The sequence below is a fragment of the Methylobacterium soli genome (genome assembly GCF_008806385.1).
Taxonomy (GTDB): Bacteria; Pseudomonadota; Alphaproteobacteria; order Rhizobiales; family Beijerinckiaceae; genus Methylobacterium; species Methylobacterium soli.
Genome location: NZ_VZZK01000017.1, coordinates 96,549 through 120,961, shown reverse-complemented (window position 1 = coordinate 120,961; position 24,413 = coordinate 96,549). Strand labels below are relative to the sequence as shown.

24 protein-coding genes and 1 pseudogene are annotated in these 24,413 nt (G+C 66.9%); 12 read left to right on the top strand and 13 right to left on the bottom strand.

What is annotated here, in order from left to right; genetic code table 11:
* Window positions 1-132: 132 nt before the first annotated feature.
* Window positions 133-1,452 carry an IS701 family transposase gene (locus F6X53_RS17205; RefSeq protein WP_151001418.1) on the top strand — a complete coding sequence of 440 codons (1,320 nt, stop codon included), beginning with the start codon at window positions 133-135 and terminating at the stop codon, window positions 1,450-1,452.
* Window positions 1,453-1,548: 96 nt separating this feature from the next.
* On the opposite strand, the gene F6X53_RS17200 is transcribed toward F6X53_RS17205, so the two are convergent.
* Genes F6X53_RS17200 through F6X53_RS17180 form a run of 5 tightly spaced genes read right to left on the bottom strand, consistent with a single transcriptional unit; the run spans window position 1,549 to window position 7,123 of the window.
* Window positions 1,549-2,577 (bottom strand): ABC transporter ATP-binding protein, encoded by a 1,029-nt coding sequence (locus tag F6X53_RS17200; protein WP_151001417.1) that lies wholly within the window; start codon window positions 2,575-2,577, stop codon window positions 1,549-1,551.
* Window positions 2,574-3,635, bottom strand: coding sequence for an ABC transporter ATP-binding protein (locus F6X53_RS17195; RefSeq protein ID WP_151001416.1), 1,062 nt, complete (start codon window positions 3,633-3,635; stop codon window positions 2,574-2,576). Before F6X53_RS17195 ends, F6X53_RS17200 begins: the two co-directional genes overlap by 4 nt.
* Complete coding sequence (locus tag F6X53_RS17190; protein ID WP_151001415.1) at window positions 3,632-4,561, bottom strand: ABC transporter permease; 930 nt, start codon at window positions 4,559-4,561, stop codon at window positions 3,632-3,634. The genes F6X53_RS17195 and F6X53_RS17190 overlap by 4 nt, the downstream gene beginning before the upstream one ends.
* Window positions 4,561-5,514: an ABC transporter permease gene (locus F6X53_RS17185; RefSeq protein ID WP_151001414.1), complete on the bottom strand. Its 954-nt coding sequence runs from the start codon at window positions 5,512-5,514 to the stop codon at window positions 4,561-4,563. The genes F6X53_RS17190 and F6X53_RS17185 overlap by 1 nt, the downstream gene beginning before the upstream one ends.
* A 58-nt stretch (window positions 5,515-5,572) precedes the next feature.
* A complete protein-coding gene (locus F6X53_RS17180) occupies window positions 5,573-7,123 on the bottom strand; it encodes an ABC transporter substrate-binding protein (protein WP_238296048.1) in 1,551 nt (516 codons plus the stop codon).
* Window positions 7,124-7,436: 313 nt separating this feature from the next.
* On the opposite strand from F6X53_RS17180, the gene F6X53_RS17175 reads away from it, so the two are divergent.
* Window positions 7,437-7,880, top strand: coding sequence for a hypothetical protein (locus tag F6X53_RS17175; RefSeq protein ID WP_151001412.1), 444 nt, complete (start codon window positions 7,437-7,439; stop codon window positions 7,878-7,880).
* 327 nt (window positions 7,881-8,207) lie between these two features.
* Here the strand turns inward: F6X53_RS17175 and F6X53_RS32445 are convergent, their stop codons facing one another.
* Together F6X53_RS32445 and F6X53_RS17165 are read right to left on the bottom strand one after the other, a co-directional pair.
* The gene (locus F6X53_RS32445) at window positions 8,208-8,468 is read right to left on the bottom strand and encodes a hypothetical protein (RefSeq protein ID WP_191970873.1); all 261 of its coding nucleotides are present in this window, start codon (window positions 8,466-8,468) and stop codon (window positions 8,208-8,210) included.
* 1,442 nt (window positions 8,469-9,910) lie between these two features.
* Window positions 9,911-10,162 carry a hypothetical protein gene (locus tag F6X53_RS17165; RefSeq protein WP_151001411.1) on the bottom strand — a complete coding sequence of 84 codons (252 nt, stop codon included), beginning with the start codon at window positions 10,160-10,162 and terminating at the stop codon, window positions 9,911-9,913.
* 226 nt (window positions 10,163-10,388) lie between these two features.
* Between F6X53_RS17165 and F6X53_RS17160 the strand changes: the two genes are divergently transcribed.
* The 5 genes from F6X53_RS17160 to F6X53_RS17140 all read left to right on the top strand — a co-directional run bounded on the left by F6X53_RS17160 (window position 10,389) and on the right by F6X53_RS17140 (window position 15,515).
* The gene (locus F6X53_RS17160) at window positions 10,389-11,114 is read left to right on the top strand and encodes an aspartate/glutamate racemase family protein (protein WP_151001410.1); all 726 of its coding nucleotides are present in this window, start codon (window positions 10,389-10,391) and stop codon (window positions 11,112-11,114) included.
* Window positions 11,115-11,274: 160 nt separating this feature from the next.
* Entirely contained in the window at window positions 11,275-12,270 is a 996-nt protein-coding gene (locus F6X53_RS17155; RefSeq protein WP_151001430.1) for an ABC transporter ATP-binding protein, read from the top strand.
* Between the two features lie 42 nt (window positions 12,271-12,312).
* Window positions 12,313-13,578 (top strand): ABC transporter substrate-binding protein, encoded by a 1,266-nt coding sequence (locus F6X53_RS17150; RefSeq protein ID WP_151001409.1) that lies wholly within the window; start codon window positions 12,313-12,315, stop codon window positions 13,576-13,578.
* A gap of 100 nt (window positions 13,579-13,678) precedes the next feature.
* Window positions 13,679-14,620 (top strand): ABC transporter permease, encoded by a 942-nt coding sequence (locus F6X53_RS17145; protein ID WP_151001408.1) that lies wholly within the window; start codon window positions 13,679-13,681, stop codon window positions 14,618-14,620.
* Window positions 14,621-14,624: 4 nt separating this feature from the next.
* Complete coding sequence (locus tag F6X53_RS17140) at window positions 14,625-15,515, top strand: ABC transporter permease (RefSeq protein ID WP_151001407.1); 891 nt, start codon at window positions 14,625-14,627, stop codon at window positions 15,513-15,515.
* Window positions 15,516-15,555: 40 nt separating this feature from the next.
* Here the strand turns inward: F6X53_RS17140 and hydA are convergent, their stop codons facing one another.
* From hydA to F6X53_RS17115, 5 genes are read right to left on the bottom strand one after another with little or no spacing between them, the layout of a single operon-like run.
* Complete coding sequence (hydA, locus tag F6X53_RS17135; protein ID WP_151001406.1) at window positions 15,556-16,953, bottom strand: dihydropyrimidinase; 1,398 nt, start codon at window positions 16,951-16,953, stop codon at window positions 15,556-15,558.
* Between the two features lie 10 nt (window positions 16,954-16,963).
* Window positions 16,964-17,734: an aspartate/glutamate racemase family protein gene (locus tag F6X53_RS17130; protein WP_151001405.1), complete on the bottom strand. Its 771-nt coding sequence runs from the start codon at window positions 17,732-17,734 to the stop codon at window positions 16,964-16,966.
* 11 nt (window positions 17,735-17,745) lie between these two features.
* The gene (locus tag F6X53_RS17125) at window positions 17,746-18,528 is read right to left on the bottom strand and encodes a maleate cis-trans isomerase family protein (protein ID WP_191970872.1); all 783 of its coding nucleotides are present in this window, start codon (window positions 18,526-18,528) and stop codon (window positions 17,746-17,748) included.
* Window positions 18,528-19,304, bottom strand: coding sequence for an ABC transporter ATP-binding protein (locus F6X53_RS17120; protein WP_151001404.1), 777 nt, complete (start codon window positions 19,302-19,304; stop codon window positions 18,528-18,530). Before F6X53_RS17120 ends, F6X53_RS17125 begins: the two co-directional genes overlap by 1 nt.
* A gap of 2 nt (window positions 19,305-19,306) precedes the next feature.
* On the bottom strand, window positions 19,307-20,173 hold the full coding sequence (locus F6X53_RS17115) for an ABC transporter permease (RefSeq protein ID WP_151001403.1): 867 nt from the start codon (window positions 20,171-20,173) through the stop codon (window positions 19,307-19,309).
* 142 nt (window positions 20,174-20,315) lie between these two features.
* Here F6X53_RS17115 and F6X53_RS17110 point away from each other — a divergent pair, with 142 nt between their 5' ends.
* Genes F6X53_RS17110 through F6X53_RS17095 form a run of 4 tightly spaced genes read left to right on the top strand, consistent with a single transcriptional unit; the run spans window position 20,316 to window position 23,990 of the window.
* Complete coding sequence (locus F6X53_RS17110; RefSeq protein WP_244965586.1) at window positions 20,316-21,170, top strand: GntR family transcriptional regulator; 855 nt, start codon at window positions 20,316-20,318, stop codon at window positions 21,168-21,170.
* Between the two features lie 34 nt (window positions 21,171-21,204).
* Window positions 21,205-22,203 carry an ABC transporter substrate-binding protein gene (locus F6X53_RS17105; RefSeq protein WP_151001402.1) on the top strand — a complete coding sequence of 333 codons (999 nt, stop codon included), beginning with the start codon at window positions 21,205-21,207 and terminating at the stop codon, window positions 22,201-22,203.
* Between the two features lie 20 nt (window positions 22,204-22,223).
* Window positions 22,224-23,180, top strand: a complete 957-nt coding sequence (locus F6X53_RS17100; protein WP_151001401.1) for an NAD-dependent epimerase/dehydratase family protein — start codon at window positions 22,224-22,226, stop codon at window positions 23,178-23,180.
* Window positions 23,181-23,186: 6 nt separating this feature from the next.
* Window positions 23,187-23,990 (top strand): SDR family NAD(P)-dependent oxidoreductase, encoded by an 804-nt coding sequence (locus F6X53_RS17095; RefSeq protein WP_151001400.1) that lies wholly within the window; start codon window positions 23,187-23,189, stop codon window positions 23,988-23,990.
* 28 nt (window positions 23,991-24,018) lie between these two features.
* On the opposite strand, the gene F6X53_RS17090 is transcribed toward F6X53_RS17095, so the two are convergent.
* Window positions 24,019-24,228 (bottom strand): hypothetical protein, encoded by a 210-nt coding sequence (locus F6X53_RS17090; RefSeq protein ID WP_151001399.1) that lies wholly within the window; start codon window positions 24,226-24,228, stop codon window positions 24,019-24,021.
* A 46-nt stretch (window positions 24,229-24,274) separates the two neighbouring features.
* Between F6X53_RS17090 and F6X53_RS17085 the strand changes: the two are divergent.
* Window positions 24,275-24,367, top strand: a pseudogene (locus tag F6X53_RS17085) (enoyl-CoA hydratase); the annotation flags it as partial.
* Window positions 24,368-24,413 lie beyond the last annotated feature (46 nt).

Genomic DNA, 24,413 nt, shown 5'->3' with positions numbered 1-24,413 from the left:
AAAGCGCCAGGCGTTTTCCTCAATCGCCCAACGCACCTGATCCCAACAACGTTCCGCTACCAGACAACAGTACTACTGTGTCACAAATTTTGTGGATAAAATGGGTGATTCGGTCCTGCGATGGAGCGAAGCATGGATCGCTTGAACTCCCCGCTGACCGATGAGCCGCGTTTTGCAGCTTACCTTGAGGCTTTGTCAGGCGTCCTGGGTCATGCTGATCGGATCGCGCCGCTGAAGGCCTACTGTACGGGTCTTCTTCTGCCGGGAGCACGCAAGAGCATCGAGCCAATGGCGGCCCGGATCGCGCCGGCTTGTGTCCAGGCCACCCATCAGGCGCTGCATCACTTCGTGGCCAAGGGTGAATGGTCGGACAACGCTTTGCTGACCCGGGTCCGCAGCGAGGTTCTGCCTCTGATTGCGAGCCAGGGCCCAATCCAGGCCTGGATCGTCGATGATACAGGCTTTCCCAAGAAGGGCCGCCACTCGGTCGGGGTGGGGCGGCAATACTGCGGTCAGCTCGGCAAACAGGATAACTGCCAGGTTGCTGTGACGCTCTCGCTGGCCAACACACAGGCCAGCCTGCCAGTGGCCTATCGCCTCTACCTGCCAGAAGCCTGGGTCCAGGATGCCGAGCGGCGCAGGAAGGCTGGCGTACCTGAGGACATCAGCTTTCAGACCAAGCCCGAGATCGCGCTGGATCAAATCCGAGCGGCCTTGGCCGACCAGGTGGCGCCCGGGGTTGTTCTGGCAGATGCCGGATACGGGATCGACACAGCCTTCCGTACGGCCCTGACAGCCTTGGGCATGAGCTACATTCTGGGCGTTCAGTCCTCGACGAGCCTGTGGCCTCCCGGAACGGCACCGCTGCCGCCCAAGCTTTGGAGCGGACGCGGTCGCCCACCAACCCGGGTGCGGCGTAGCCCTGAACAAAAGCCGCTCTCAGCAGAGAAGCTGGCCCGGTCTCTGCCGGAGGCGGCTTGGCAGCGTGTCGCATGGCGCGCTGGCACAAACAGCCGGCTGGCCTCGCGCTTTGCGACGGTGCGGGCGCGCCCAGCGCATCGGGATGAACGGCGACATGAGCCCCGTCCCGAGGAGTGGCTTTTGATCGAGTGGCCGGAGGGCGAGGACGCGCCAACCAAGTACTGGCTCTCGACCCTGCCGCCGGAGACGCCCCTGGCCGAGCTCGTCAGCCAGACCAAGCTGCGCTGGCGCATCGAGCGGGACTACCAGGAGCTGAAACAGGAGATCGGGCTCGGTCACTACGAGGGGCGGAGCTGGCGCGGCTTCCATCATCACGCCAGCTTGTGCATCGCGGCCTACGGGTTCCTGGTCTCCGAGAGAGGCCGCTTTCCCCCCTCAGGACCAGAGATCACCGAGCGCCAAGCGCTTGCCCTACCCGGCAGTTACAGACCCCGCGGCGCCCCCGATCCGGCCCGAGCGACACGTGCCTAACTCCATCGCGACCTTGCGCCTGAACCTGGTACGGGCACTCGCTCGAACCCTGCAACGATGTCCATGCTGTCAGCAGGGATCTGTGACACAGTAGTACTAGACGGTCGCGTCCTCCGGCGCCCGAGCCCAGTCGCCCTTAAAAGCCTCGTGGGCAGCCTCCGTGCGCCAGCACGCCGCTCGGTGACCGGATGCGACGGCGACATCGGGAGGGGCGTCCACACGGCACCGCTCCTCAGCGAGGAAGCAGCGCGGGGCGAACGGGCAACCCGGCGGACGGTTTGCAAGATCCGGCGGCGAGCCGGGGATCGTCTTGAGGCGCGACCCTTTGGTAAGCGCCCCGTCAGCCCGGCTGCGCAGGAGGCCGATGGTGTAGGGGTGGTGAGGGGTGAGCACCACGTGGCGGGCGGAGCCCTCCTCGACGATGCGGCCGGCATACATCACCGCGATTCGGTCGGCGACCTCTACGGCGGCGCCGAGGTCGTGGGTGACGAAGATCGTCGAGAGGCCGAGCTCCGCCTGCAACTCGCGCAGGAGCAGCAAGATCTGGATCTGCACCGTGGCGTCGAGCGCTGTGGTCGGTTCGTCGGCGAGCAACACCTGCGGCCGGCAGGCGAGCGCCAGGGCGATCATCGCGCGTTGGCGCATGCCCCCCGACATCTCGTGCGGATAGGCATCGAGGCGCTGCTCCGGGCTCGGGATGCGGACCCGCTCGTACAGCGCCAGGGCGCGCTGGCGGGCTGCTGCGGCGCTAATCCGCTCATGCTGGCGGATCGCCTCGGTGATCTGCTGGCCCACCGTGTAGACGGGATCAAGGGCGAGCAGGGGCTCTTGGAAGATCATCGCCACCGCCCGGCCGCGCAGGGCCCGCAGGGCCTTGGGCGACATCGCCATCACGTCCGCGCCGCCGACCCGGATCTCGCCGCCGATCCGCGTCCGGCGCTCCGGGTTCAGGCGCATGATCGCCCGCAAGGTCACGCTCTTGCCGGAGCCCGACTCGCCGATCAGCGCCACGGCCTGGCCGCGCTCCAGGGTGAGGTCGACCCCGTCGACGGCCTCGACCACGCCGCCGAAGACCACCGTCAGGCCGCGGATCTCGACGGCCGGTCCCGTTGCGGACGCGCTCATGCGGCCACCGTCAGGCTGGGCGTTAGGGAATGACCCGAGCCGGGCTGGCGGGCGAGGCAGGCGACGCGGTGGCGCGCATCGAGGGCGTCGAGGGGCGGGACCGCGCCGCGGCAGACCTCTTCGACGAGGGTGCAGCGGGGATAGAATCGGCAGCCTGCGGGCGGGTTGATCGGGTTGGGTGGGTCGCCGGCCAGGGGCGCCGCCTCGGTCCGCGCATCCGGGTCCATCGAGGGCATCGAGGACAGGAGCGCGGCCGTGTAGGGATGGGCCGGCGCGGCCAGCACCGTGTCGGCGGGCCCGATCTCCACCACCTGCCCGAGGTACATTACGGCCACCCGGTCGCATATGAAGCGCACCACGTTGAGGTCGTGGCTGATGAATAGGTAGGTGAGGTTGAACTCTTGCTTGAGGTCCATAAGCAGGTTTAACACCTGCGCCTCCACCGACTTGTCGAGGGCCGAGACCGCCTCGTCGAGCACCAGGAGGCGGGGTTCGAGCGCGAGCGCGCGGGCGATGTTCACCCGCTGGCGCTGGCCGCCGGAGAGCTCGTGCGGGTAGCGGGCGGCGAAGCGCGCCGGCTCCAGCCCCACCCGGGCGAGTAAGCTGCGGGCGCGCTCAATGGCTTGGCGCTTGGGCACCCCGTGCACTTGTGGCCCGAAGGCGATGGAACCCTCGATGGTCATGCGCGGGTTGAGGGACGAGTAGCTGTCCTGGAAAACCATCTGAGCCTGGGCTCGGAAGTCGCGCAGGGGCAGCGCCCGACTGCCGATGCGCTCGCCGTCGAACAGAAGCTCGCCGGCATCGTGGCGGGTCAGCCCCATGATAAGCCGGGCGGTGGTGGACTTACCGCAGCCCGATTCCCCGACAACCCCAAGGGTCTCACCCTTCAAGATCTCGAAGTCGACGCCGTCCACGGCCCGCACTACCGCCTTGGCACCGCCGAACCCCTTCTTCGCGGGGAAGTGCTTCACCAGGCGGTCGACCGTGAGAAGGGGCTGAGCCGGGCCGCCGCGGTCACGGACGATCGGGACGGTGGCGTGGCCGATGGGCATGCTCATGCCTTCACTTCCATGGCGGACCGCAGGCCGTCGGAGAACAGGTTGAACGAGATCGAGACGATGAAGATGGCGAGCCCCGGCAAGGCCGCGACCATCGGGTTCACGTAGATCGCCGTGCGCAGGGTGTTCAGCATCAAACCCCATTCGGGCTCCGGCGGCTTCACGCCGAGGCCGAGGAAGGACAGGCCCGAAGCCAGGATCATCGACACGCTGATGAGGCTGGTGGCATAGACGAAGATCGGCCCAAGCACGTTGCCGAGCACCTGCACCCGCAGGATTGTCAGGGTCGAAGCGCCCGAGAGGCGGGCCGCGTCGACGTAGTCGCGCGCCCGGATCTGGGTGGTCACGCTCTCGGCCACGCGGGCGATCTGGGGCACGAACACGCAGGTCAGCGATACGATTGAGTTGAAGATGCCCGCGCCCAGGGCGCCCGAGAGCGCGATGGCGAGCAGCACCGAGGGGAACGCAAAGAACACGTCCACCGTGCGCATCAGCACGGCGTTGACCCAGCCGCCGACGTAGCCGGCCAGGATGCCGATGCCGGACCCGATGATGAAGGCGAGGATGACGGGAGTGACACCGATGAACAGGGACAGGCGCCCGCCCATCATCAGGCGGCTTAGCATGTCGCGGCCGAGCTCATCCGAGCCCAGGATGTAAGTCGCGTCCCCAATCGGCTTCAAGCGCCGCAGCATCGAGCCACGATACGGGTCCATCGGGGTAATCCAGGGCGAGAGCAGCGCCAACGCCACGATCGCCAGGATGACGCAGGCGGCGACCATCGCCACGGGATCGCGCAGGAGCTTGTGGCCGACCTGCCTCCAGAACCCCCGCGACGGCACAAAGGCGTCGGGCGCGGCCGGCGCTGGGGCGGCTCCGCTGGCGATGTCGAGGATCGGCGCGGCGGCTTGTGTCGCGAGTGCCATCAGCCCCTCTCGATGCGCGGGTCGAGTGCCGTTTGCACGACGTCGACGATGAGGTTGAGGGCGACGAAGAACATCGCCAGGACGAGGATCGAGCCCTGGAGCAGGGGCAGGTCGCGCTGGAAGATCGCGGCGTTGAGGAGGAAGCCGGTGCCGGGCCAGGCGAACACCGTCTCGATCAGGATCGAGCCGCCGAGGAGGTAGCCGAGCTGCAGGCCCATGATGGCGAGCGCGGTGGGTGCTGCGTTCTTCACTACGTGCCGGAACACGCCGAACTCGCTGAGGCCCTTGGCGCGCAGCGCACCAACGAAGTCCTGGGCGAGGATGTCGCCCACCAGTGCCCGGATGGTGCGAGCGATGACACCCATGGGGATCACCGACATCGTGAGCGCCGGCAGGATGATGTAGCGCAGATGCTCGAAGTCGGGCCGCCAGTTGCCCGAGCCGTCCGGTCCGGCGCCGGTGGGCGGGAGCCAGCCGAGCTGAGCCGAGAACACTATGACCAGTACCATGCCGAGCCAGTAATGCGGCACGCTCACCCCGAAGACCGACACCGCCGAGGCGAGCCGGTCCAGGATCGAGTTGCGGAAGTATCCGGCCACGAAGCCGAACAGGCAGCCGAAGGTAAAGCCGATGAGAGTGGCCACGGAGGCGAGGATGAGGCTGTTGACGACGGCCCGGCCGACCTCCTGTGCCACCGGCCGCCCGGTGGCGATCGAGATGCCGAGATCGCCCTGAAGGACGTGCCAGAGCCAGATCACGTACTGCACCGGCAGCGGCTTATCGTAGCCGTAGGCCGCCCGCATGGCGTCGATGGTCTCCTGGGTAGCGTCCACCGGGAGCACGGCACTCAAGGGGTCGCCGGGGGCGAGGTGGACCAGCATGAAGCAGACGACGCTCACGCCCAGCGCCACCGGCGTGACCGTGAGCAGGCGCTGGAGAATGAACTTCAGCATGGTGTCACCCTCGTCCCGATTGCTCCGCGGTGCTCCTCCCCCGGACCACCGAGCACCCTCACTTGGCCATAGAGATCGGCGAGAAGTCCTGGAACCAGTTCTGCGCCTGGACGAAGCCCTTCACCTTGGGGCTCATGGCGCGCGGATTGGTGTCATGGGCTACCATCAGGAACAAAGCGTCGTTGACGTACTTCTCGTGGATTTTCTCCAGGACCTTGGTCTGCTCGGCCGGGTCAAAGGTGTTGCGCACTTCGTCGAACAGCTTATCCATCTCTGGGTCGCAGTAATGGCCCCAGTTGGTGCCATTCGGGGCTGCCAAGTTACACTGCAGGTGCCGGATGAACCCTGTAAAGGGGTCCTGAATGAAGTAGGAGAAGTTCATCCCAGTGGCTTTCCGCGACATCTCGGCCTTCGCGCCGCCGCGCCACAGGTTGATGAGCGTGTTCCACTCTACCACCTCGAACTCGACCTTGATGCCGATGTCGGCCAAGTTCTGCTGGATGAACTCGTTCATTGGCAGGGGCTGCATCTGGCCCGAGCCCGAGGGTGCGATGAGGACTTTCGTAACGATGGGCTTGTTCGGGCCGTAGCCGGCTTCCGCCAGAAGCTTCTTTGCAGCCTCCGGATCGTAGCCCGGCTTGAAGGTCGGCTTGCCGAACCAGGCCGAGCCCGGGGGCATGAAGCCTTGTGCGGGGATCATCAGGCCGTTCAGCAACTCCTTCATGCCGTCACGATCCACCGCGAGGTTGGCGGCTTTGCGCACTCGGATGTCGTTCCAAGGCGAGCCTTCGGCGCGCGACAGGTGCCAGGTCCAGTTATGCGGATAGGCATTGGTCACGATGCCGAACCCAGCGCTCTTCAGCGACGCCACGGCGTCGGGCGGGGGTGCCTCTATCCAATCGACCTGACCGGACCGAAGGGCCGCGACTCGCGCATTGGCCTCCGGCAGAGGCACGAGTACGAGCTTGTCGAGCTTGGGCACTCGAGCCTTGTCCCAGTACTCCCTATTCGGCACCATCTCAGCACGCTCGCGCGGGGCGAACAGGGTCATCTTCCACGGGCCCGTTCCCGATGGCGTCTTGGCGAAGGCATCCCAGTTCTTGCCCAGCTTTTCCCACTGAGCAGGCGACGAAATCATGATCCAGGCGATCTGGTAAGGCAGCGTCGCGTCGGGATTCTTCGTGATCACTTCGAGGGTAGTCGGGTCGACGGCGCGGTAGCTCGCCACAGCCGGGATGCGCGAGCGCCCTTGCGCAGACTGGCGCGGATCGAATTGTGGGGCATCGTTTTTCAGGAGCTTGTCGAGGTTCCACACCACCGACTCGGCGGTGAAGGGCGAACCATCGTGGAACGTTACGCCGTCGCGCAACTTAAAGGTCCACTTGGTCTTATCGGAGGAGTCAACGGTCCAGCTCGTGGCGAGGCCTGGCGCCAGCACGGAGGGCTTCGTCGCCGAGAAAAGGTCCCAGTTGATGAGGCCGTCATAGACCGTATAGCCCGTGAACCGCATGCCCTCGCCGCCATTATCGGCTTGGCCCGTCGTCAGTGGGATGTCGGAAGCGGTCATCCCGATCTTCAGGACGCCCTGCGCAAGCGCCGGCGGCGTCATCAGGCCCGACAAAAGGGCGATCGCTAGAAGGCGGCTCTCAAAACGGAAGAGCTTAGTCCGACGCTTCACTGAATCGGTCATTCGCACACAGGGTCCTTCCACGGGTCCAAACCGGACGGACCGTTGTATGCAATCGCGCGGCCAAGCCGGCTGATCGGGTCAGGGACATGGTCTCGGGTGAAGAGGATCGCCCCTGACCCGACCGGCAGGTCTTGGCCCCTGGGATTTCAAAGTTGGGTCAGATGGAACCCTAAGGCTGAGCTTTTACTTTCCAGTCAGACTTCGAGAATCCTGTCTTGCTGAGGAAGCTACGATGCGAGCGTCCGCCAAGGACCTGCCGCAGGGTTCAGCCGAGACGAGCTCTGAAACCGCGGGGGGCTTCGCAGACGAAGTCCGTAGGCAAGCGGTCGGCTACGCAGGCAAGCGCAAGGCTGATATATCTCGGGTCGTCTCAGATGTCGGGAACGCCATCCGTTCGGGTGGTTCCGGCTTCTCGGACCAGTCTAACATCAAGGCTTTCGTCTATGCGGCAGCGGAAGGAGTCGAAGAGTTTGCCGAGGGGATCAACAGACGCACGTTCAGCGAGATCTACGACGAGGTGGATGCCGTCGTACGCCGTCGGCCAGGTGTCACTTTCGTGGCGGCAGCAATCACTGGCTTCGCTCTATTCCGGTTTCTTAGAGCGTCAGAGATACGACCAGTTCCTCGTTCGCGCGCGGTCGTTCCAGTCGATGTCTTCCCGACCCCGGATGTTTAAGGCTGCGCATGGTAGAACTTGATAATCAGAGCGCTCAAAGCCGCTGACTACCCCCTTGCGGACTGGAAGGACGTCGTTCCCGAAGCCATCGACGAGGCTGGATATGGCATCCTTTGGAACGATGGCGAGGCCACTTCGCTCCAGGACTCACTCCCGTCTGCTTGTGGCTAGGATGACCTTTCCCGGTCGCCGGCAGGATTGGCTTCTGCTGGGCTTGGCCCTCGTGCTCGCGTTCGTGGCTTTCGCGACCTATTACCGGACGCGTCCGACGACGCTGACCGTCGCGGTTGCTCCGAGAGGTGGCAGCGAGCCTGCCTTGCTGCAGGGCTACGCTGACGAGTTGGCCAGCGCCGGGAGCTGGTCGTAGCGCCCCTCCGCCCAGCGATACGCGATGGTCACGTCGCGACCTTCGACGAAACCCAATCCGGCAAGACCCTTGTGGAAGGCAGTTAGGAGCGTCCCATCGACTGTCGCAGATCGGCTGCTCAGAAAGCCAATCTCGGGCCGGGCAGGCTGCTGCGCGCGCAGGCTTCGGGGCAGGACGATGGCCGCCCCACAGACGAGCGAACCGAAGTCGCGCCGCCGCATCCCAAGCATCGTCTCGCACGCTCGAAATTGGACTGCCAGGCAGCATGACAGTGACGAAAAAATGCACCCTTAGGCCGACCTGGGCACGGTAGGTATAAACATTGAAGGAGGCGAATCATTTTTACGTCTTCGCCGAAGCCGTGGACACTGCATACTCCAGCAGGCCACTCTTGCTCATGGGAGAGGGTCAGCCCACTTAGCAATGAGGGGAAACAGTCCGAAGCCGGTGGCTTCTGGTCTTCGGAGAGGCGGCCGACGCCTTCTGAGTTTTGCTCCCGGCCGTGGACGCCTCTGTGTCTGCCATGGAGGATCTCCAGGGAGTCCTATGGCATCAGCGTTCGCGGCCAGCCCACGATGGTCGCTTGCCCTCCCAAAGGGGAGCCGAGGCCCATCGTTGGCCGCTGGCCGTCTCCTCACGGTCGCCAACCCGAAGGAGTACCTTCTCGGCGTCCTCGCGGCCAGTCCGTGAGCCGATGAAGGCCGCCGGTTGGCCATTGATCGCTTTGATTACTCTGCGGTGAGCCATATCAGCCTCGTTGCTGCATCGCAAACAACATACCGCATTGCAACAGAAACGGCGAGGGCGGTGCTCGACGGATAGCCCTCAGGTAGCTCGATCAGGCTCCATAATTCCCAATCTACGAAGGCCGGGTATGCTCTCTTGTGTGCCCTCACGCACAGCGAAGACTGAGCACCGCGCTATCCGGTTTGTTGGATGATCCAGGGTTAGAGGTGTTTCTGCAGGTGCGCCCGCTAGCTGCCGGCCTCGGCGAGGCCGCTATTAGAGCCGCGATCGTCGCGCTAGAGGAAGGCTAGGCACCCCGCTAAGAATGCCCCTTCGAGGGCGACAAGAGCACCGACAATCCAGGCCGCAGGGCGGTCGCCGAGGAAGCCACGATCAATCACCGCATCGCGCGACATGGCTCATCTCCGACTGGAAATCTGCCGTATCGCAGCGTGCGCCGCTTTGCTTTAATCTGTGTTCGCCCGAAGCCGCGAATTTAACGAATTTTTGACGAATATGCGGCGGGCGGTTTGGTGCGGTTGTTCGTCAACCAGTAGGCATTCGTCGAACAGGTTTCGTCATGTCTCGGTAATGGCGTGCTAACCACGCCGTGCACATCGTGGGCTGTCTGGCGGCGAATTGCTCAACCCTGCGGTCGGACTGGCGGGCCGGGTCTTTCCTCGACGTTGGCTCGGTCCGCCGTCGGGAGGCACGCGATCTGCTTATGTCTCTGCGTCGCATCGCCCGCCTCCCAGCAGTTCGGTGCGGCCGGCGGGTCAGGCGCCCCACGAACCCAGCGACTTGGCCCGCCGCCATCCTCATGCATCAAGACCTGGGCCGCACCTACCGAGGCTGCTTCGATCCCTCCGAATGCGCCGTCGCCCCGCTCCACCACCGCGCCGACCGATCCGGATAGGTTCTCAATCCGCTTGCTGCCTCAGCCGGTCAGTCCCAACGCGAAGTCCTCCGGCACCTCGCCGAATTGACCGAGGATCGTCGCGCTTTCCAGCTCGCCCGTCTCATCGTCAACTACAATCCGGAGCGCGGCTGTCCTAGGCATCCGGCCAGCTATCGCTTCGGCCCGCTTCAGCGCTCCGCTCTCCGTCGGGTCAAGCTGCCGCTCTTCTAGTCCGAGGCGCTTCCGCTTGATCACGGACGTCTGCACCAGGACGTCGTCTTCATAACTCATCGCGCTCTCTCCTAAGCCGCCTCGCACCGCTCGCGTACGTCAGTGAAATCCAGTGTGCCGACGTGCCAGACCTTGCTGTCGTGGACGTCGACGATCCAACCTCAGGACATCGCATCCGCTGCTGGCTCCGTGGCTTTGAGACTGGCATCGAGATTAGGCTTCGCTCCTGGCGTATCCTTCGCAATGCGCGTCGGACCGGCCGAGCGAAGGTCGAGACAGTTGAATTATGCGTATCCTCCTGATTAATCCGAATACCAGCGAGACCGTCACCGACTTGGTGTCAGGGCATGTGCGGCGCATCGGGGGCGGGAAAGCCGCGTTCGAGCCGGTCACCGCCCGGTTCGGCGCGCGCTACATCGCGAGCCGCGCGGCCCTCGCGATCGCGGGGCATGCGGCACTCGAATGCCTCGCCGAGCACGCGAACGGCCACGATGCCGTCTTCCTCGCCTGCTTCGGCGATCCGGGCCTGTGCGCCCTGCAGGAGATCTCAGCGGTGCCGGTCGTCGGCATGGTCGAGGCCTCCTGCAGGGCGGCGGCCGGTGCCGACCGGCGCTTCGCCATCGTCACCGGCGGCGCCCTGTGGCAGCCGATCCTCGGCGAGATCGTCGCGACGCTCGGGCTCTCCGAGCAATTCGCCGGGGTGAGAACGATCCCGCAGACCGGCGGTGAGATCGCCCGCGACCCCGAGGCCGCCCTGGCCCATCTCGCTGCCGCCTGCTGCGCCTGTGTAGAGGAGAAGGGAGCGCAGACCGTTATCCTCGGTGGTGCGGCACTCGCCGGAATGGCGGAGCGCATCCAGCCCGCGGTTCCGGTGCCGGTGATCTGCTCGGTCGAGGCAGGCACACGCGCGGTGATCGTTGCCGCCTCCCGAACCGAGCCATCGCCGCCGCGAATCATCGTCGAAACCGCTGGACTGTCGGGCCCGTTGTCGCGGATGCTCGGCGGCGCGTGACGCGCGCATGCAAGTTCGGACCGACCGAGACTGGATGATTGCTGCTTCTCGCGGCAGCCCCGACGCCAACTGTCTCGAAGATGCCTCGCCGGAGGCGGAAACGCCGCAGTGGCCAAGGTTCTGGCCTGCCCTTTGCTCGCGAGAGCGCAGGGAGCACCGCATGGATGTCGAGCTGATCCGTCTGACCAAGCGCTACGGCGACACCCTCGCCGTGGACGCGATCGACCTGAAGATCTCGTCAGGGGCCTATTGCTGCCTGTTGGGGCCGTCCGGCTGCGGTAAGACCACCACGCTGCGGATGATCGGCGGGCACGAGGCCGTGTCGAGCGGCGACGTCGTAATCGGGCCGTATTCCGTCGGTGATGCACCGCCTGCCGGACGCGGCACCGCGATGATGTTCCAGAGCTACGCGCTCTTCCCACACCTGAACTGCCGGGACAACGTCGCCTTCAGCCTGAAGATGCGCGGGATCGCCAAGGCCGAGCGGCAAGCCAAGGCCATGGCGATGTTGAGCCTCGTGCAGATGGAGCGTCTGGCCGAACGTCTGCCCGCCCAGCTCTCCGGCGGCCAGCAGCAGCGCGTGGCGCTTGCCCGCGCGCTGGTCACCGGCCCGAAGGTCCTTCTCCTCGATGAGCCGCTCTCTGCCCTCGATCCATTCCTGCGCGGCCGGATGCGGGTCGAGCTGAAGCGGATCCAGGCGGAACTCGGCCTCACCTTCATCCACGTCACGCACAGTCAGGAGGAGGCAATAGCTCTTTCCGACCTCGTCGTGGTCATGAGGGGTGGACGGATCGAGCAGGCCGCCGATCCGCGCACCGTGTTCGAGCGCCCGGCGACCGCGTTTGTCGCGCGCTTCATCGGCGGCCACAACGTGATCAGCCTCCCTGAAGGTCCCATCGCCGTCCGCACCGACCGGATGCGCCTCGGTGAGGATGCCGGCCAGGGGGCTCGTCGGGCGCGGGTGGTCGCGGTCGAATACCAAGGGACCAGCGTCCTGGTCGGCCTCGATGCCGACGGGATCGAGCGGCCGGCCGACGGCTCCTCGGCGCTGACCGCGGTGCTGAGCGATCACGCCTTCGCCGCGCACCCGTTCGCCCTCGGCGATACCATTCCGGTCGGCTGGGACGAGGCCGCCGCACACCGGCTCGACGCCTGACATCATACCTTTCGCGCAGAACAAGCCAGGGGAAACACCCGCATGAGCGAGATCACCACACCGAACCGGCGCACCTTCCTGAAAGGAGCCGGCCTGGCGCTCGGCGCCGGGCCGATCACCGGATTTCCGGCGATCCACGCGGCCGAGCCCGTGACGCTTCGCTACCTCGGAACGGCCGTGAATCAATCGGCCGAGATCGCCCGGAAGGTGAAGGAGGATCTCGGCATCACCATCGAGTACATCCCGGTGGTCACAGACGAGGTGACCAAGCGCGTGGTGACGCAGCCGAACTCGTTCGATCTCGTCGACACCGAGTTCTTCAGCCTCAAGAAAATCATCCCCTCGGGCAATATCCTCGGCATGGATGCCAAGCGCATCAAGCTCGCCGACAAGATCACCAGCGTGTTCACCAAGGGCGAGGTCGCCGGCAAGACGATCGGGGACCAGGGCACGGCGCCGAAGAAGGTCTTCTATCTCGAGGGCCAGAATGGAAAGACCTTCGCGAATTTCCCCACCGAGTGGATCACCCTGATCCCCACGACCTACAACGCCGATACCCTCGGCATCCGTCCGGACCTGATCAATCGGCCGATCGGGAGCTGGAAGGAACTGCTGAACCCCGAGTTCAAGGGGCGCGCGTCGATCCTCAACATCCCGTCGATCGGCATCATGGACGCCGCGATGGTCGTGGAGGCGACGGGCGACTACACCTACGGCGACAAGGGGAACATGACGAAGGCGGAGATCGACCGCACCATCAAGCTCCTGATCGAGGCTAAGCGCGCGGGCCAGTTCCGGGCCTTCTGGCAGGACTTCAACGAGTCCGTGAACCTGATGGCGTCCGGCGAGACCGTGATCCAGTCGATGTGGTCGCCCGCCGTCACCAAGGTCCGCTCCCAGGGGGTGCCCTGCATCTACCAGCCGTTGAAGGAGGGCTACCGCGCCTGGGCGTCGGGCTTCGGCCTGCCGAAGACGCTGAGCGGGCGCAAGCTCGATGCCGCCTACGACTTCGTCAACTGGTTCCTCTCGGGCTGGGCCGGAGCCTACCTCAACCGGCAAGGCTACTACTCCGCGGTCCTGGAGACCGCCAAGGCGCATATGGAACCCTACGAGTGGGCCTACTGGATGGAGGGCAAGGCGGCCGAGAAGGACATCAAGGGTCCGGACGGCTCGACCCTCGAGAAGGCCGGTGCGACGCGCGACGGCGGTTCCTTCGAGGCGCGCATGGGCTCGGTTGCCTGCTGGAACGCGGTGATGGACGAGAACACATATATGGTCCGCAAGTGGAACGAGTTCATCGCCGCGTGAGCGCGACCTCGCATCGCCGCGCCTGCCGCGCGCGACGCGACCGGACGTCGAAGCTTGGCGCCCGGGTTCTGTGCCTCTTTGTAGCGCCGAGGAGAGCTCCATGACCGAGATTGTTCTGCCCGCGCCCGCGCTCGCGGCCGACAAGCCGCAGACCAGCCTCAACGCGGGCGAGCGGCGCCGGCGTCGCCGGACCTACCTGCAGGCGGCGCCGATGGCGCTCGTGTTTCTGATCTTCCTCGCTATCCCGCTGCTGCTCACCCTGATGGTCAGCTTCTGGGAGTACAACGAGTACGAGATCGTTCCGGCCTTCACCCTGCAGAACTACCGCGACGTCTTCGAGGGCTGCCTCAACGGCAGCGACCTCTGCACCACGGTGCGGACCTACCTGTCGACGCTGAAGTTCTGCGCGCTGACCTGGGTCTGCACCCTGCTGATTGGCTTCACGGTGGCCTACTTCCTGGCATTCCACGTCCGCTCGCGCACGACCCAGACGGTGCTGTTCCTGATCTGCACGATCCCGTTCTGGACCTCGAACGTGATCCGGATGATTTCGTGGATCCCCCTCCTCGGACGCAACGGGCTCGTCAACGACACGCTGCAGAGCCTCGGCCTGATCAGGTCTCCGATCGAGGGGCTCCTCTACTCGGACTTCTCCGTCACCCTCGCCTTCGTGCACCTCTACACCGTCTTCATGATCGTGCCGATCTTCAACAGCATGGCGCGGATCGACCGTGCGCTGATCGAGGCCTCCTACGACGCGGGTGCCACGGGCTGGCAGACCCTGACGAACGTGGTCATTCCCCTTTGCAAACCGGGCATCGCCATCGGGTCGATCTTCGTCGTCACCCTCGTGATGGGAGATTTCGTGACCGTCGGCGTCATGGGCGGGCAGCAGATCGCCTCGGTCGGCAAGGTCATCCAGGTTCAGATGTCGTACCTGCAATTTCCGGCCGCCGCGGCCAACGCCATGGTGCTGCTCGGCGCAGTGATGCTGATGATCCTCGGCCTGACCCGCATCATCGACCTGCGCCGGGAGCTGTGAGCGCGTGAGCGGCCGTCCCCGCAATCTCTCGTTCTACGTCCTGGCAGTGTTCTTCGCGCTGTTCGTGCTGTTCCTCTATGGCCCCACGCTGACGATCCTCGTCCTCAGCTTCCAGGGACCGCAGGGCGGCCTGACCTTCCCGCTGAACGGCGTCTCGACGCACTGGTTCTCGCGGCTCTGGGCCGGCGTCGGCGTGGTCGACATCTGGGCGGCCTTCGGGAGGTCCCTCCGGCTCGGCCTCGTTGCCATGGCGCTGACGGTTTTGCTCGCCTTCTTCGCGGGCCTCGCCTTCCGCAAGGGTTTTCGGGGCTCCAATCTCCTGTTCACCCTCGCGGTCGCTAGCCTGATCGTGCCCTCAATCGTCGTCTCCCTCGGGATCGGCCTGGAGTTTCGACTGATCGACGACGGCATCAAGGCACTCGCCGCGGCGACGGGCTGGACGATCCTCCAGGACCACGGCACCGCGATGGGGCTCTACACCTCGGCCCTCGGCGCGCACCTGACCTGGACGCTGCCCTTCGGCCTCCTGATCATGTTCGCGGTCTTCAACCGCTTCGACCCGGCCTACGAGGAGGCGGCGCGTGATCTCGGCGCCACCGGTGCGCAGACGCTCGCCCATGTCGTCGTGCCGATCCTCGCGCCCTCCCTCGTCGGCGTCGCCCTGTTCGGCTTCACCCTCTCCTTCGACGAGCTGGCGCGGACCAGCCAGGCGATCGGGGGACGCAACACCCTGCCGCTGGAGCTCCAGGGCCTGACCACGACGGTGACGACGCCGGAAATCTACGCCCTCGGCACGCTGACGACCGCCGTTTCGGCCGTCGTCATCGCCTCCGCCCTCTTCACCGTGCTCTGGCTTCAGCGCCGGCGGGCTCGCCGCGGACCGCTGAAGCTCTGACTGCCCTTCGCGCGGCGGGCCCGTGATGCTGCGGGCTCTGTCAGCGAGGTTGCCGGTCGAGGATCCGCCCCTGACCCGGCGTTCCGACGACGCGGCCAGCCTCGGCGATCACCTCGCCTCGCAGGATCGTGGTGACGGGCCAGCCGACGACCTCGAACCCTTCCCAGGGCGTGTAGTCGGCGCCATGATGCAGGATCTCCTGGCGGATCGTCTCGCGGCGGGTTGGGTCCCAGAGGGCAATGTCGGCATCGTATCCGACGGCGATCGAGCCCTTGCGGGTGAGGCCGTAGATGCGAGCATGGTTCGTTGACGACAATTCAACGAAGCGCTGCAGGCTGATCCGCCCTTTCGACACCCCTTCAGAGAACAGGATCGGCAGGCGCGTCTCGATACCCGGGATTCCGTTCGGCACCCAGCGGAAGGAGGTCCGGCCGCGGGGGGTCAGCTTGCCCGCGGGGTCGTCGTAGCGGAACGGGCAATGGTCGGACGAGAAGGTCTGGAACACTCCCTGGACTAGGCCTTCCCAGATCGCCGCGTGACTCTCCGCCTCGCGCGGCGGCGGCGAGCAGACATACTTCGCGCCGCTCATCTCGACGCCGGCGTCGCGCAGGTCCTCGGCCGTCAGAGTGATGTATTGCGGGCAGGTCTCCGCGTAGACCTTGAGGCCGCGCGCCTGCGCCCAGCGCACCTGCTCCATCGCCTCCCGGCCGGAGACGTGAACGATCATGATCGGCACGTCGACGAGTTCGGCGTGGCTGATCGCCCGGTGGGCAGCCTCGCGCTCCACGATCTCCGGCCGCGACACCGCGTGGTAGTAGGGGGCGGTGCGTCCTTCGCGCTCGAGGCGCTCGGTCAGGAAGCGGATGGCGTCGTAGCCCTCGCAATGGACCATCACGAGGGCGCCCTCGCGCCGGGCCACGTCGAAGACCTGGAGGAGCTCGCGGTCGCTGAGGACGAGATCGTCGTAGGTCATGAAGACCTTGAACGAGGTGTAGCCGTCCTTGACGAGTGACGGCAGCTCCTGCCCGAGGACGCCCGGGGACGCGTCCGAGACGATCATGTGCATCGCCACGTCGACGTAGCAGCGGCCCTCGGCGAGGCCCCGGTAGGCCTGGACCGCCTCGCGCAGCGAGGTGCCGCGGGCCTGGAGTGCGAAGGGCATCACCAGCGTGTTGCCTCCCGCCGCCGCCGCCGCGGTCGCAGAGGCGAAGTCATCCGCCATGACGATGCCAGTCCCCGCTGCCTGGGCGATGTGGACGTGGCTGTCGATGCCGCCCGGCAGCGCCAGAAGGCCGGTCGCGTCGATCTCGCGGGCAGCGCCCTCCAGGCGATCGGCGATCGCGACGATGCGGCCGTCGCGGATGCCGATATCGGCGCGCACAGAATCGGCGGCCGTCACCACGGTGCCGCCCCGAATGGCGAGGTCGAGTTCGGTCATGGGCTTCCCCTCACCCGGCGCGGAGCGAGGCGGCCTCGTCCGTATGGGCGATCCGCTCCGTCAGAGGCTGGGGCAGGCCGATCGCTGGCTTGGCCGGCGGCCGGCTGAAGGTGCCGGTTGTCGCCTTGCGAGGACGCAAAGCGACGAGGGCCTCGGCCTGCTTCACGGCGGCCCCCACCTGATCGACGAGCGGGACCGGGATCCGGTGGGCGACCCGACGGGCGAGGCCCGCCAGCGGAGCGCCGGCCAGGATAATGACGTCGGCCTCGTCCTGGGCGACGCTGCGGATCGCCAGCTCGACGAGGAGGTCCTCGCTGTCGTCCTGCACCGTGGCGACGGCCCGGACCGGGGCGTCGAGCATCCGGATGCCGGCGCAGCGGCTCGCGAGGCCATGCATCGCCACACAGTCCTCGTACCAAGGGCCCAGCGCCCGCGCGAAGGTGACGATGCCGAAGCGGCGCCCGAGCATGCAGGCGCTCAGCATCGCGGCCTCGGCCATGCCGACGATCGGGATGTCGAAGAGCTCGCGCGCGCCGAGCAGGCCGGGATCCCCGAAGGCCGCGATCACGACGGCGTCGACGCCGCGGTGATGCTCCGCGATCATCTCGAGGGCGATCGCGCCACCGATCTGCGCCTCGGCGCGGCTCGCGATGTAGGGCATTCCGCGCGCCGCCGTCACCGGCACGAGGGTGGTACCCGCGGACGCGACGGTCCGGGCCACCGCCACCATGCGGTCGGTCATGTCCTGCGAGGTGTTGGGATTGAGAAGGAGGATCCGCACCGCTCGCCTCCTCAGCGCTCGCGCCGGCAGGGCGGCGGAACCGCGAACAGACTGCCGCGAGCCGCGAGGGTCCCGGCCTCCCGCCCGGTGAGGCCGAGGCTGCCCCACATAGTCGCGGCGATGGAATCGTAGACCGGGACGCCGATCTCCTGCTCGAGGGCCGGGGCAACAAGGGTCCCGCGCATGTTCGTGCAGACGATCGCCACGGCGTCGCAGCCCTCGCGGGCGACCGCCCGGGCCATCTCGGCGACCCGCTCCTCGTCGACCTCCGCGAAGGAAAAGTTGTCGCTGAGCGCCAAATGCCGCTCGGCCGTGCAGGGGAAGCCCGCCTCCTCCCAATTGGCCATGATGCGGGCCTGCACGTCCCCCGTATAGGGGGTGACGAGGCCGATGCGGCGCGCGCCCGTCGCGCGGAACAGATCGCGGAAGGCGAGGACCGAGGTCGTGCTGGGGATCCCGGTCGCCCGCTCGATCGCCGCGCAGAGCGCCTCGTCGCGTGCGAAGCCGAGCCAAGCCGCAGAGGTGCCGTTCCACGCAATTGCGTCGACCTTCGCGTGCCCGAGCAGTTCGGCAGCCTCGATCATCGGCGCGAGTGAGAACTGCCCCAGCGCGGCCTCCGACAGGGCGATCTCGGTCACCCGGAAGCGGCTAAAATGCACGCTCGCCCCCGGCAGATCAGCGGCGAGCGCCGCCATCATCGGCTCCAGCACGGTGTTCGAGGAGGGCGTCAGCATCCCGAGGCGCAGGCGCGCGCCCGTCAGGTCCCCGTCCCACAGTGCATCCGGCGCGGCCATCAGGCGGCCCGCCGGGCCGTCGCGGCCTCGTCCCGGATCAGGGACAGGATCCGGCGCTTCGCATCGTTGAAGGCGGGGCTCGTCACGTCGCGCGGGCGCGGGAGATCGAAGGCGAAATCGTCGCGGATGCGGCCCGGCCGGCGCGTCATCACGGCGATCCGGCTGCCCAGCACCAGGGCCTCATCGACGCTGTGGGTGACGAACACGATGGTGCAGCGGATGCGCTCCCAGATCCGCACCAGTTCCTCCTGCATCTCCATCTTGGTCTGGGCGTCGAGGGCCGCGAAGGGTTCATCCATCAGAATCACCCGCGGATTCATCAGAAGCGCCCGGGCGATGCCGACGCGCTGGTTCATGCCTCCCGAGAGTTCGGAGGGAAAGTGCCGCTCGAAGCCGGTGAGGCCGACGAGGTCGATGAAGGATTGCGCCTGCTCGCGCCGCCCCCTGCGGCGGACGCCCTTCAGCTTCAGGTGGAAAGCCACGTTGTCGGCAACGTCGAGCCACGGCATCAGGGTCGGCTGCTGAAACACCACGCCGCGGTCGGCGCCCGGCCGCTCGACGCGGGCGCCGCCGACCTCGATCGAGCCGGTGCTCGGCTTCTCGAAGCCCGCGATCATGTTGAGGAGCGTGGACTTCCCGCAGCCCGAGGGACCGAGCAGACAGACGAAGTCGTGGTCGGCAATCGTCAGGTTCACGGTGTCGACCGCGAGGATATCGCGGGCGCGGGCTCGGTCGTGGAAGGTCTTCGTGACGTTGCGAATGGCGATCTCGGCCATGGTCAGCCCTCCCGGCCATGGACGGTGGTGGTTCGCTGCCAGCGCAGGACGCGGCCCATCAATCCCTTGATCGCCCAGTCCGACAGGTACCCGAGCAGGCCGATCGAGACCATCGCGGCGATCACCATGTCGTAGCGGAGAAAGTAGTAGGAATCCCAGAGCACGTAACCGACCCCGCTCTTCACCGCGACCATCTCGGCCGTCACCGTCAGCATCCAGGCCGAGCCGATCGCGATGCGCAGGCCCGCGGAGATCGAGGGTAGGGCGGCCGGAACCACGACGTTCCAAAGGAGCTGCCGCTCGCTCGCCCCCATCATGGATGCGGCCCGCACGAGGTTCCGGTCGATCGTGCGCACGCCGTGGATGGTGTTCATCAGGATCGGGAAGAAGGCCCCGAGGAAGACCAGGAAGATCGCCGGCTTGTCGGCGATGCCGAACCAGATGATGGCCAGTGGAATCCAGGAGACCGGCGGGATCGGCCGCAGCATTTGGAGCGTCGGCTCGATCGCCTTCTCGACGGAGCGCGACCACCCGATCGCGGTACCGATCGCGATGCCGGCCAGCGCTGCGAGGCCGAAGCCGACGAGGACGCGCCACGTGCTCGAGAGGGCGTGACGGGCCCAGGTGCCCGAGTAATCCTGCGTGGTCCCGTCGATCCCGAGGGTCCAGTCGCCCAGGGCGTGCAGGACGGCCGTGGGCGGCGGCAGCAGGCTCGGCGGCAGGTACCCCGAGCGCGCGATTACTTCCCAGCCCGCCAGCAGGAGGACCGGAACGGCGAGACGCTCCAGGCGCGAGCGTCCGCGCTCGAGCCAGGCCTGGCGGACCGCGACCCGAGCGCCACCCGGGAGGGATTGGCTGACCGTCTGCATCGAGGGATGCTCCCGTGGTACGGACCGCCGAGACGGACCGGCGCTGGGAGCCGTGCGAAGGTTCACTCCGGCATCCCGCAGGACTGTTCGGCGCACCATCGGGACACGGCCCAGAACGCGCAAGGCATTTTCTGCATGCTGCATGCAATTGGAGCGAAACGTCTCCAGATTAAGCAGATTTGCCGACCAAAGCGGCATGCAACATCGGCGTTTCAGGCTAAGATGCCGCGCAGAAACCAGTCATTTGGGCGTCTCCTTGACCGATCCTATCCCGCGTCGCGGCCGTCCCAGGAAGCTGCCGTCCCTCGCCTTAACGGCCGGCCTTCCGGTCCTAAGATCGGGCCTGCATGAGCAGGCCGCCGAGCGGCTGCGCGACATGATCGTGCGAGGCGATCTCGCGCCCGGCGCACCTCTGGTCGAGGTCGAGCTCTCCGCCGCGCTCGGCATCTCTCGGACCCCAGTGCGCGAGGCTCTCAAACTCCTGGCGCAGCACGGCCTCGTCGAACTGCGCCAGAACCGCTCGCCCTGCGTGCGCGCCATGCGTCCCGACGAGATCCGCGAGTTGTTCGAAGCTCTCGGCGGCCTCGAGCGGCTGGCTGCGGAACTCGCGGCCATACGCATCACCACCTCGGAGTTGCGGCGTTTGCGCGACCTCCAAGACGAGATCGAGCGTGAGCACGAGGTCGGGCGGCGCGAGGCGTACTTTATCGCGAACCGAACGATTCACAGGACCATCGTGCTGGCCGCGCGCAACGCACCGCTCGCCGAGATGCACGCCGCTCTGCTGTCGCGCGCCGAGCAGGTCCGCTACTTCGCACTCCGGCTGGAGGACCGCTGGGAACAGTCGATCGCGGAGCATCGCGAGATCCTCGACGCTCTCGCGGCCCGTGATGCGGCGCGGGCCGGGGAACTCCTCGCCGAGCATGTCGGCCACACCGCCGACGTCGTCGCCTCCGCCTTCCCGGAATCCAGCAGAACCGCACCGAGCGCCGCGTGAGCGCAGGATCCCCCGTCGAAAGGACATCATCTCGATGCGCTTACCTTTACGTCTTCTCGCCTGCCTTCTGATTTTGCCGCTGTTCCTGGGCGCGGCGTTGGCGCAGGATAGGCCGAAGCTGAAGCTTGGCTTCGCCAAGTGTGCCCATTGCACGCCGCTGGTTCTGCTGCCGAATTACGTGAACGCCGTTGAGGTGATCGGCTTCAACACTGGCAACGACGTGCTGACCGCGCTGGTCTCGAAGAGCATCGACGTCGCGCAGGTAACCTACCTCCACTACGCGACCGCCCTCGATAAAGGCTTCGACGTCGTAGCGGTCTCCGGTCAGGTCAATGGCGGCTCCCAGCTGCTGCTCGCGAACGATCTCGCTGTGAAAGAGGGGGATTGGGCCGCGCTCAAAGCGATGATCACTGAGCGCAGCAAGGCCGGCAAGCCGTTCCGGGTCGCGGCTTCTCGCGGCAATGCTCAGGACATCCACATGCGCGGCGCCTTCGCCAAGCAAGGCATCGACATGCGCAAAGATGTCGAGTTCATCAATATTCCAAATCCGTCAGATCATGCGCAAGCGCTTCGTCGGGGCGAGGTCGATCTGATCTGTTCCGTCGAGCCGTTCGCGACGCAGATTCGGCAGGTTGGGGCAGGGAAGTTCTTCGACCATCCCTACGACCAGCCGGCGGGCCGCCTGACGAACCTGATGGTGACGCGCTCCGACGTGATCGCGGCCGAGCGTAAGGCCGTGCAATCGGTCGTCGCAGGCATTGTCAAGATCGATGATCATGTCGCGCAGGATCACGACGCCTGGATCGCCGTGATCACCAAGGTGACCGGCCTCGACAAGCCTATTGCGGCCGCAGCGATCGAAAACTTGCAGCCCGATTATCGGATGTACCGCCCGCAAGCTTTGGCGATCGCTGCGATGATGCGCGACCTGAAGTACATCTCCAAAGATGTCTCTGCGGAGGTGGCGAGGAACATGGACTACAGCTTCCTCGAATCCGCGACCGGAAAACCCCGATCCGAGCTCGGCGACTGAGTCCGGAAGCGGAACATTTCATGACTTACCTGATCACCGGAGCGGCCGGATTCGTCGGCGCCGCGCTCGCGGAGGCGCTCATCGCCCGCGGCGAGACGGTCATCGCCGTCGACCGGGGCGCGGCGCCGGCCGGGACCGGACCCGGGCGCCACCGGCCCGTGTCGCTGGATCTGACCGAGCCCGGCGCCCTCGACCCGATCTTCGCGGCCGAGCCGGTCGACACCCTGGTGATAGGCGCTGCGGTTACGGCGGATGCGGCCCGGGAGCGCGCCGACCCAGCGGGCATCGTGGCGGTCAATGTCGGGGCGGTGGCGGACGCGGTCCGGGCGGCGGGGGCGCACGGCGTCCGCCGCGTCCTCTATCTTGGCTCCGGCGCCGTCTACGGGGACAGCGCCGCCGGCCCGGAGCCCCTCGTCGAGGACGCCACGCCACTGCGGCCGCGCTCGCTCTACGCCATCACCAAGCAGGCCGGCGAGGCCGCCGCCCTGCGCCTCGCCGAGACCGTCGGGATCAATTGCGTGGCCGCGCGCCTCGGCACCTGCTTCGGGCCCTTCGAGCGAGACACGGGTGTGCGCGACACGCTGAGCGCGCCGCTCCAGGTGCTCAGGCTGGCGAAGGCCGGCGGCGCCGCGCGCCTCCCCCGCCCCGGGCACCGGGACTGGCTCTACATCCGCGACGCAGTGGCGGGGCTGCTGGCGCTCCTCGACGCGCCGGCGCTGCCCCACCGGGTCTACAACGTCGCGGCCGGCTTCACTTGGTCGCTCGCGGATTGGTGCGCCCGCGTGGCGGCGCGCCACCCCGGCTTCGCCTGGTCCGTCACCGAGCCTGCTCACGCCAATATCCGGCTCTACGATGCCTTCGACCGTGCCCCGATGAGCATCGCGCGCCTCGTCGCCGAGACCGGCTACCGGCCGCGTTACGACCTGCCCGCCGCCGCCGCCGACTTCCTCGGCCGGCCCGGCCCCATGCCGAGGTAGCGCGTGATGAGCCAGGAGACCCCCGTCATCGACGCGAATTGCCGCCTCGCGGGCCGCACCTGCATCGTCACGGGGGCGGCCTCTGGGATCGGGCGTGCCATCGCGTGCCTGTTCGCCCGCAACGGCGCCGCGGTCGTCGTGGCTGACGTCACCGAAGCCGTGCTGGAGGGCGGCGGTCCGACCGTCGCGCTGATCCGGGGGGAAGGCGGCCGGGCGGAGTTCCGGCAAACCGACGTCTCCGATGCGGCGGCGGTGGAGGGGCTCGTCGCCGACACGGTCCGGCGGCACGGCCGGCTCGACGTCATCGTCAACAACGCCTGCATCCGTCACCCGCGTCGCCTGACGGACCTCGCGGAGGCCGACTGGGACCGGATGATGGCGGTGAACCTCAAGGGCGTGTTCCTGTGCTGCCGGGAAGCCGCCCGGCAGATGCTTGCCCAGCCCCTGCGCGGGGAGGAGCGCGGGCGGATCGTCAACCTCTCGTCGCAGCACGGCATGATCGCGGCGCCGGGGGACCTTGCCTACGGGGTCGGCAAGGCCGGGATCGCCTACCTGACCCGGCAGGTCGCAGCGGATTACGCGGCGGAGGGCATCATCTGCAACGCGGTGGCGCCGGGCAAGATCATCACCGGGCAGGGTGGCCGCCTGCTCGACGAGGCCGTGCTGGCCCGGGCCCGGGCGCGCACGCCATGGCCGCGCCTCGGGCATCCGGACGATGTCGCGCGAGCCGTGCTCTTCCTCGCGAGCGCGGAGGCGAGCTTCATTACCGGCGTCAACCTCGAGGTCGACGGGGGCTGGATGGCCGCCTGATGCGCGGGCGTCCAGAGGCCGGAGGGGATCAGGCCGCCTTCTGGCTCTCGCCGCCGCCCGGCGCCACGGTCGCCTGCAGGCCGCTGATGATGCCGGCGAGCTGGTGCGGGTGGTAGGGCGTGCGCAGGCAGGGCGCCCCCGCGACCTTGTGGGCGGCGGAGAACCAAGCCACGATCCAGAGGGCCGCCGTCAGCAAGTGCAGCGCCTTGGCGGTCGGGTAGTAGGCATGTGAGCTCATGCGTGGGTTCCCCGACATCACGGAAGCGCCGTGGCGGGCCACGACGCGGATGTTCCACGCCATGCTCGCCACGCAAGACCAGAAGGAGGGCATGGCCGCCTTCGTGGAGAAGCGCCCGGCCAAGTTTATGCACGGGTGACGGCCCGGCGGGGCGTCCGCGACCCGCACCATTAGGCACGAAGCCT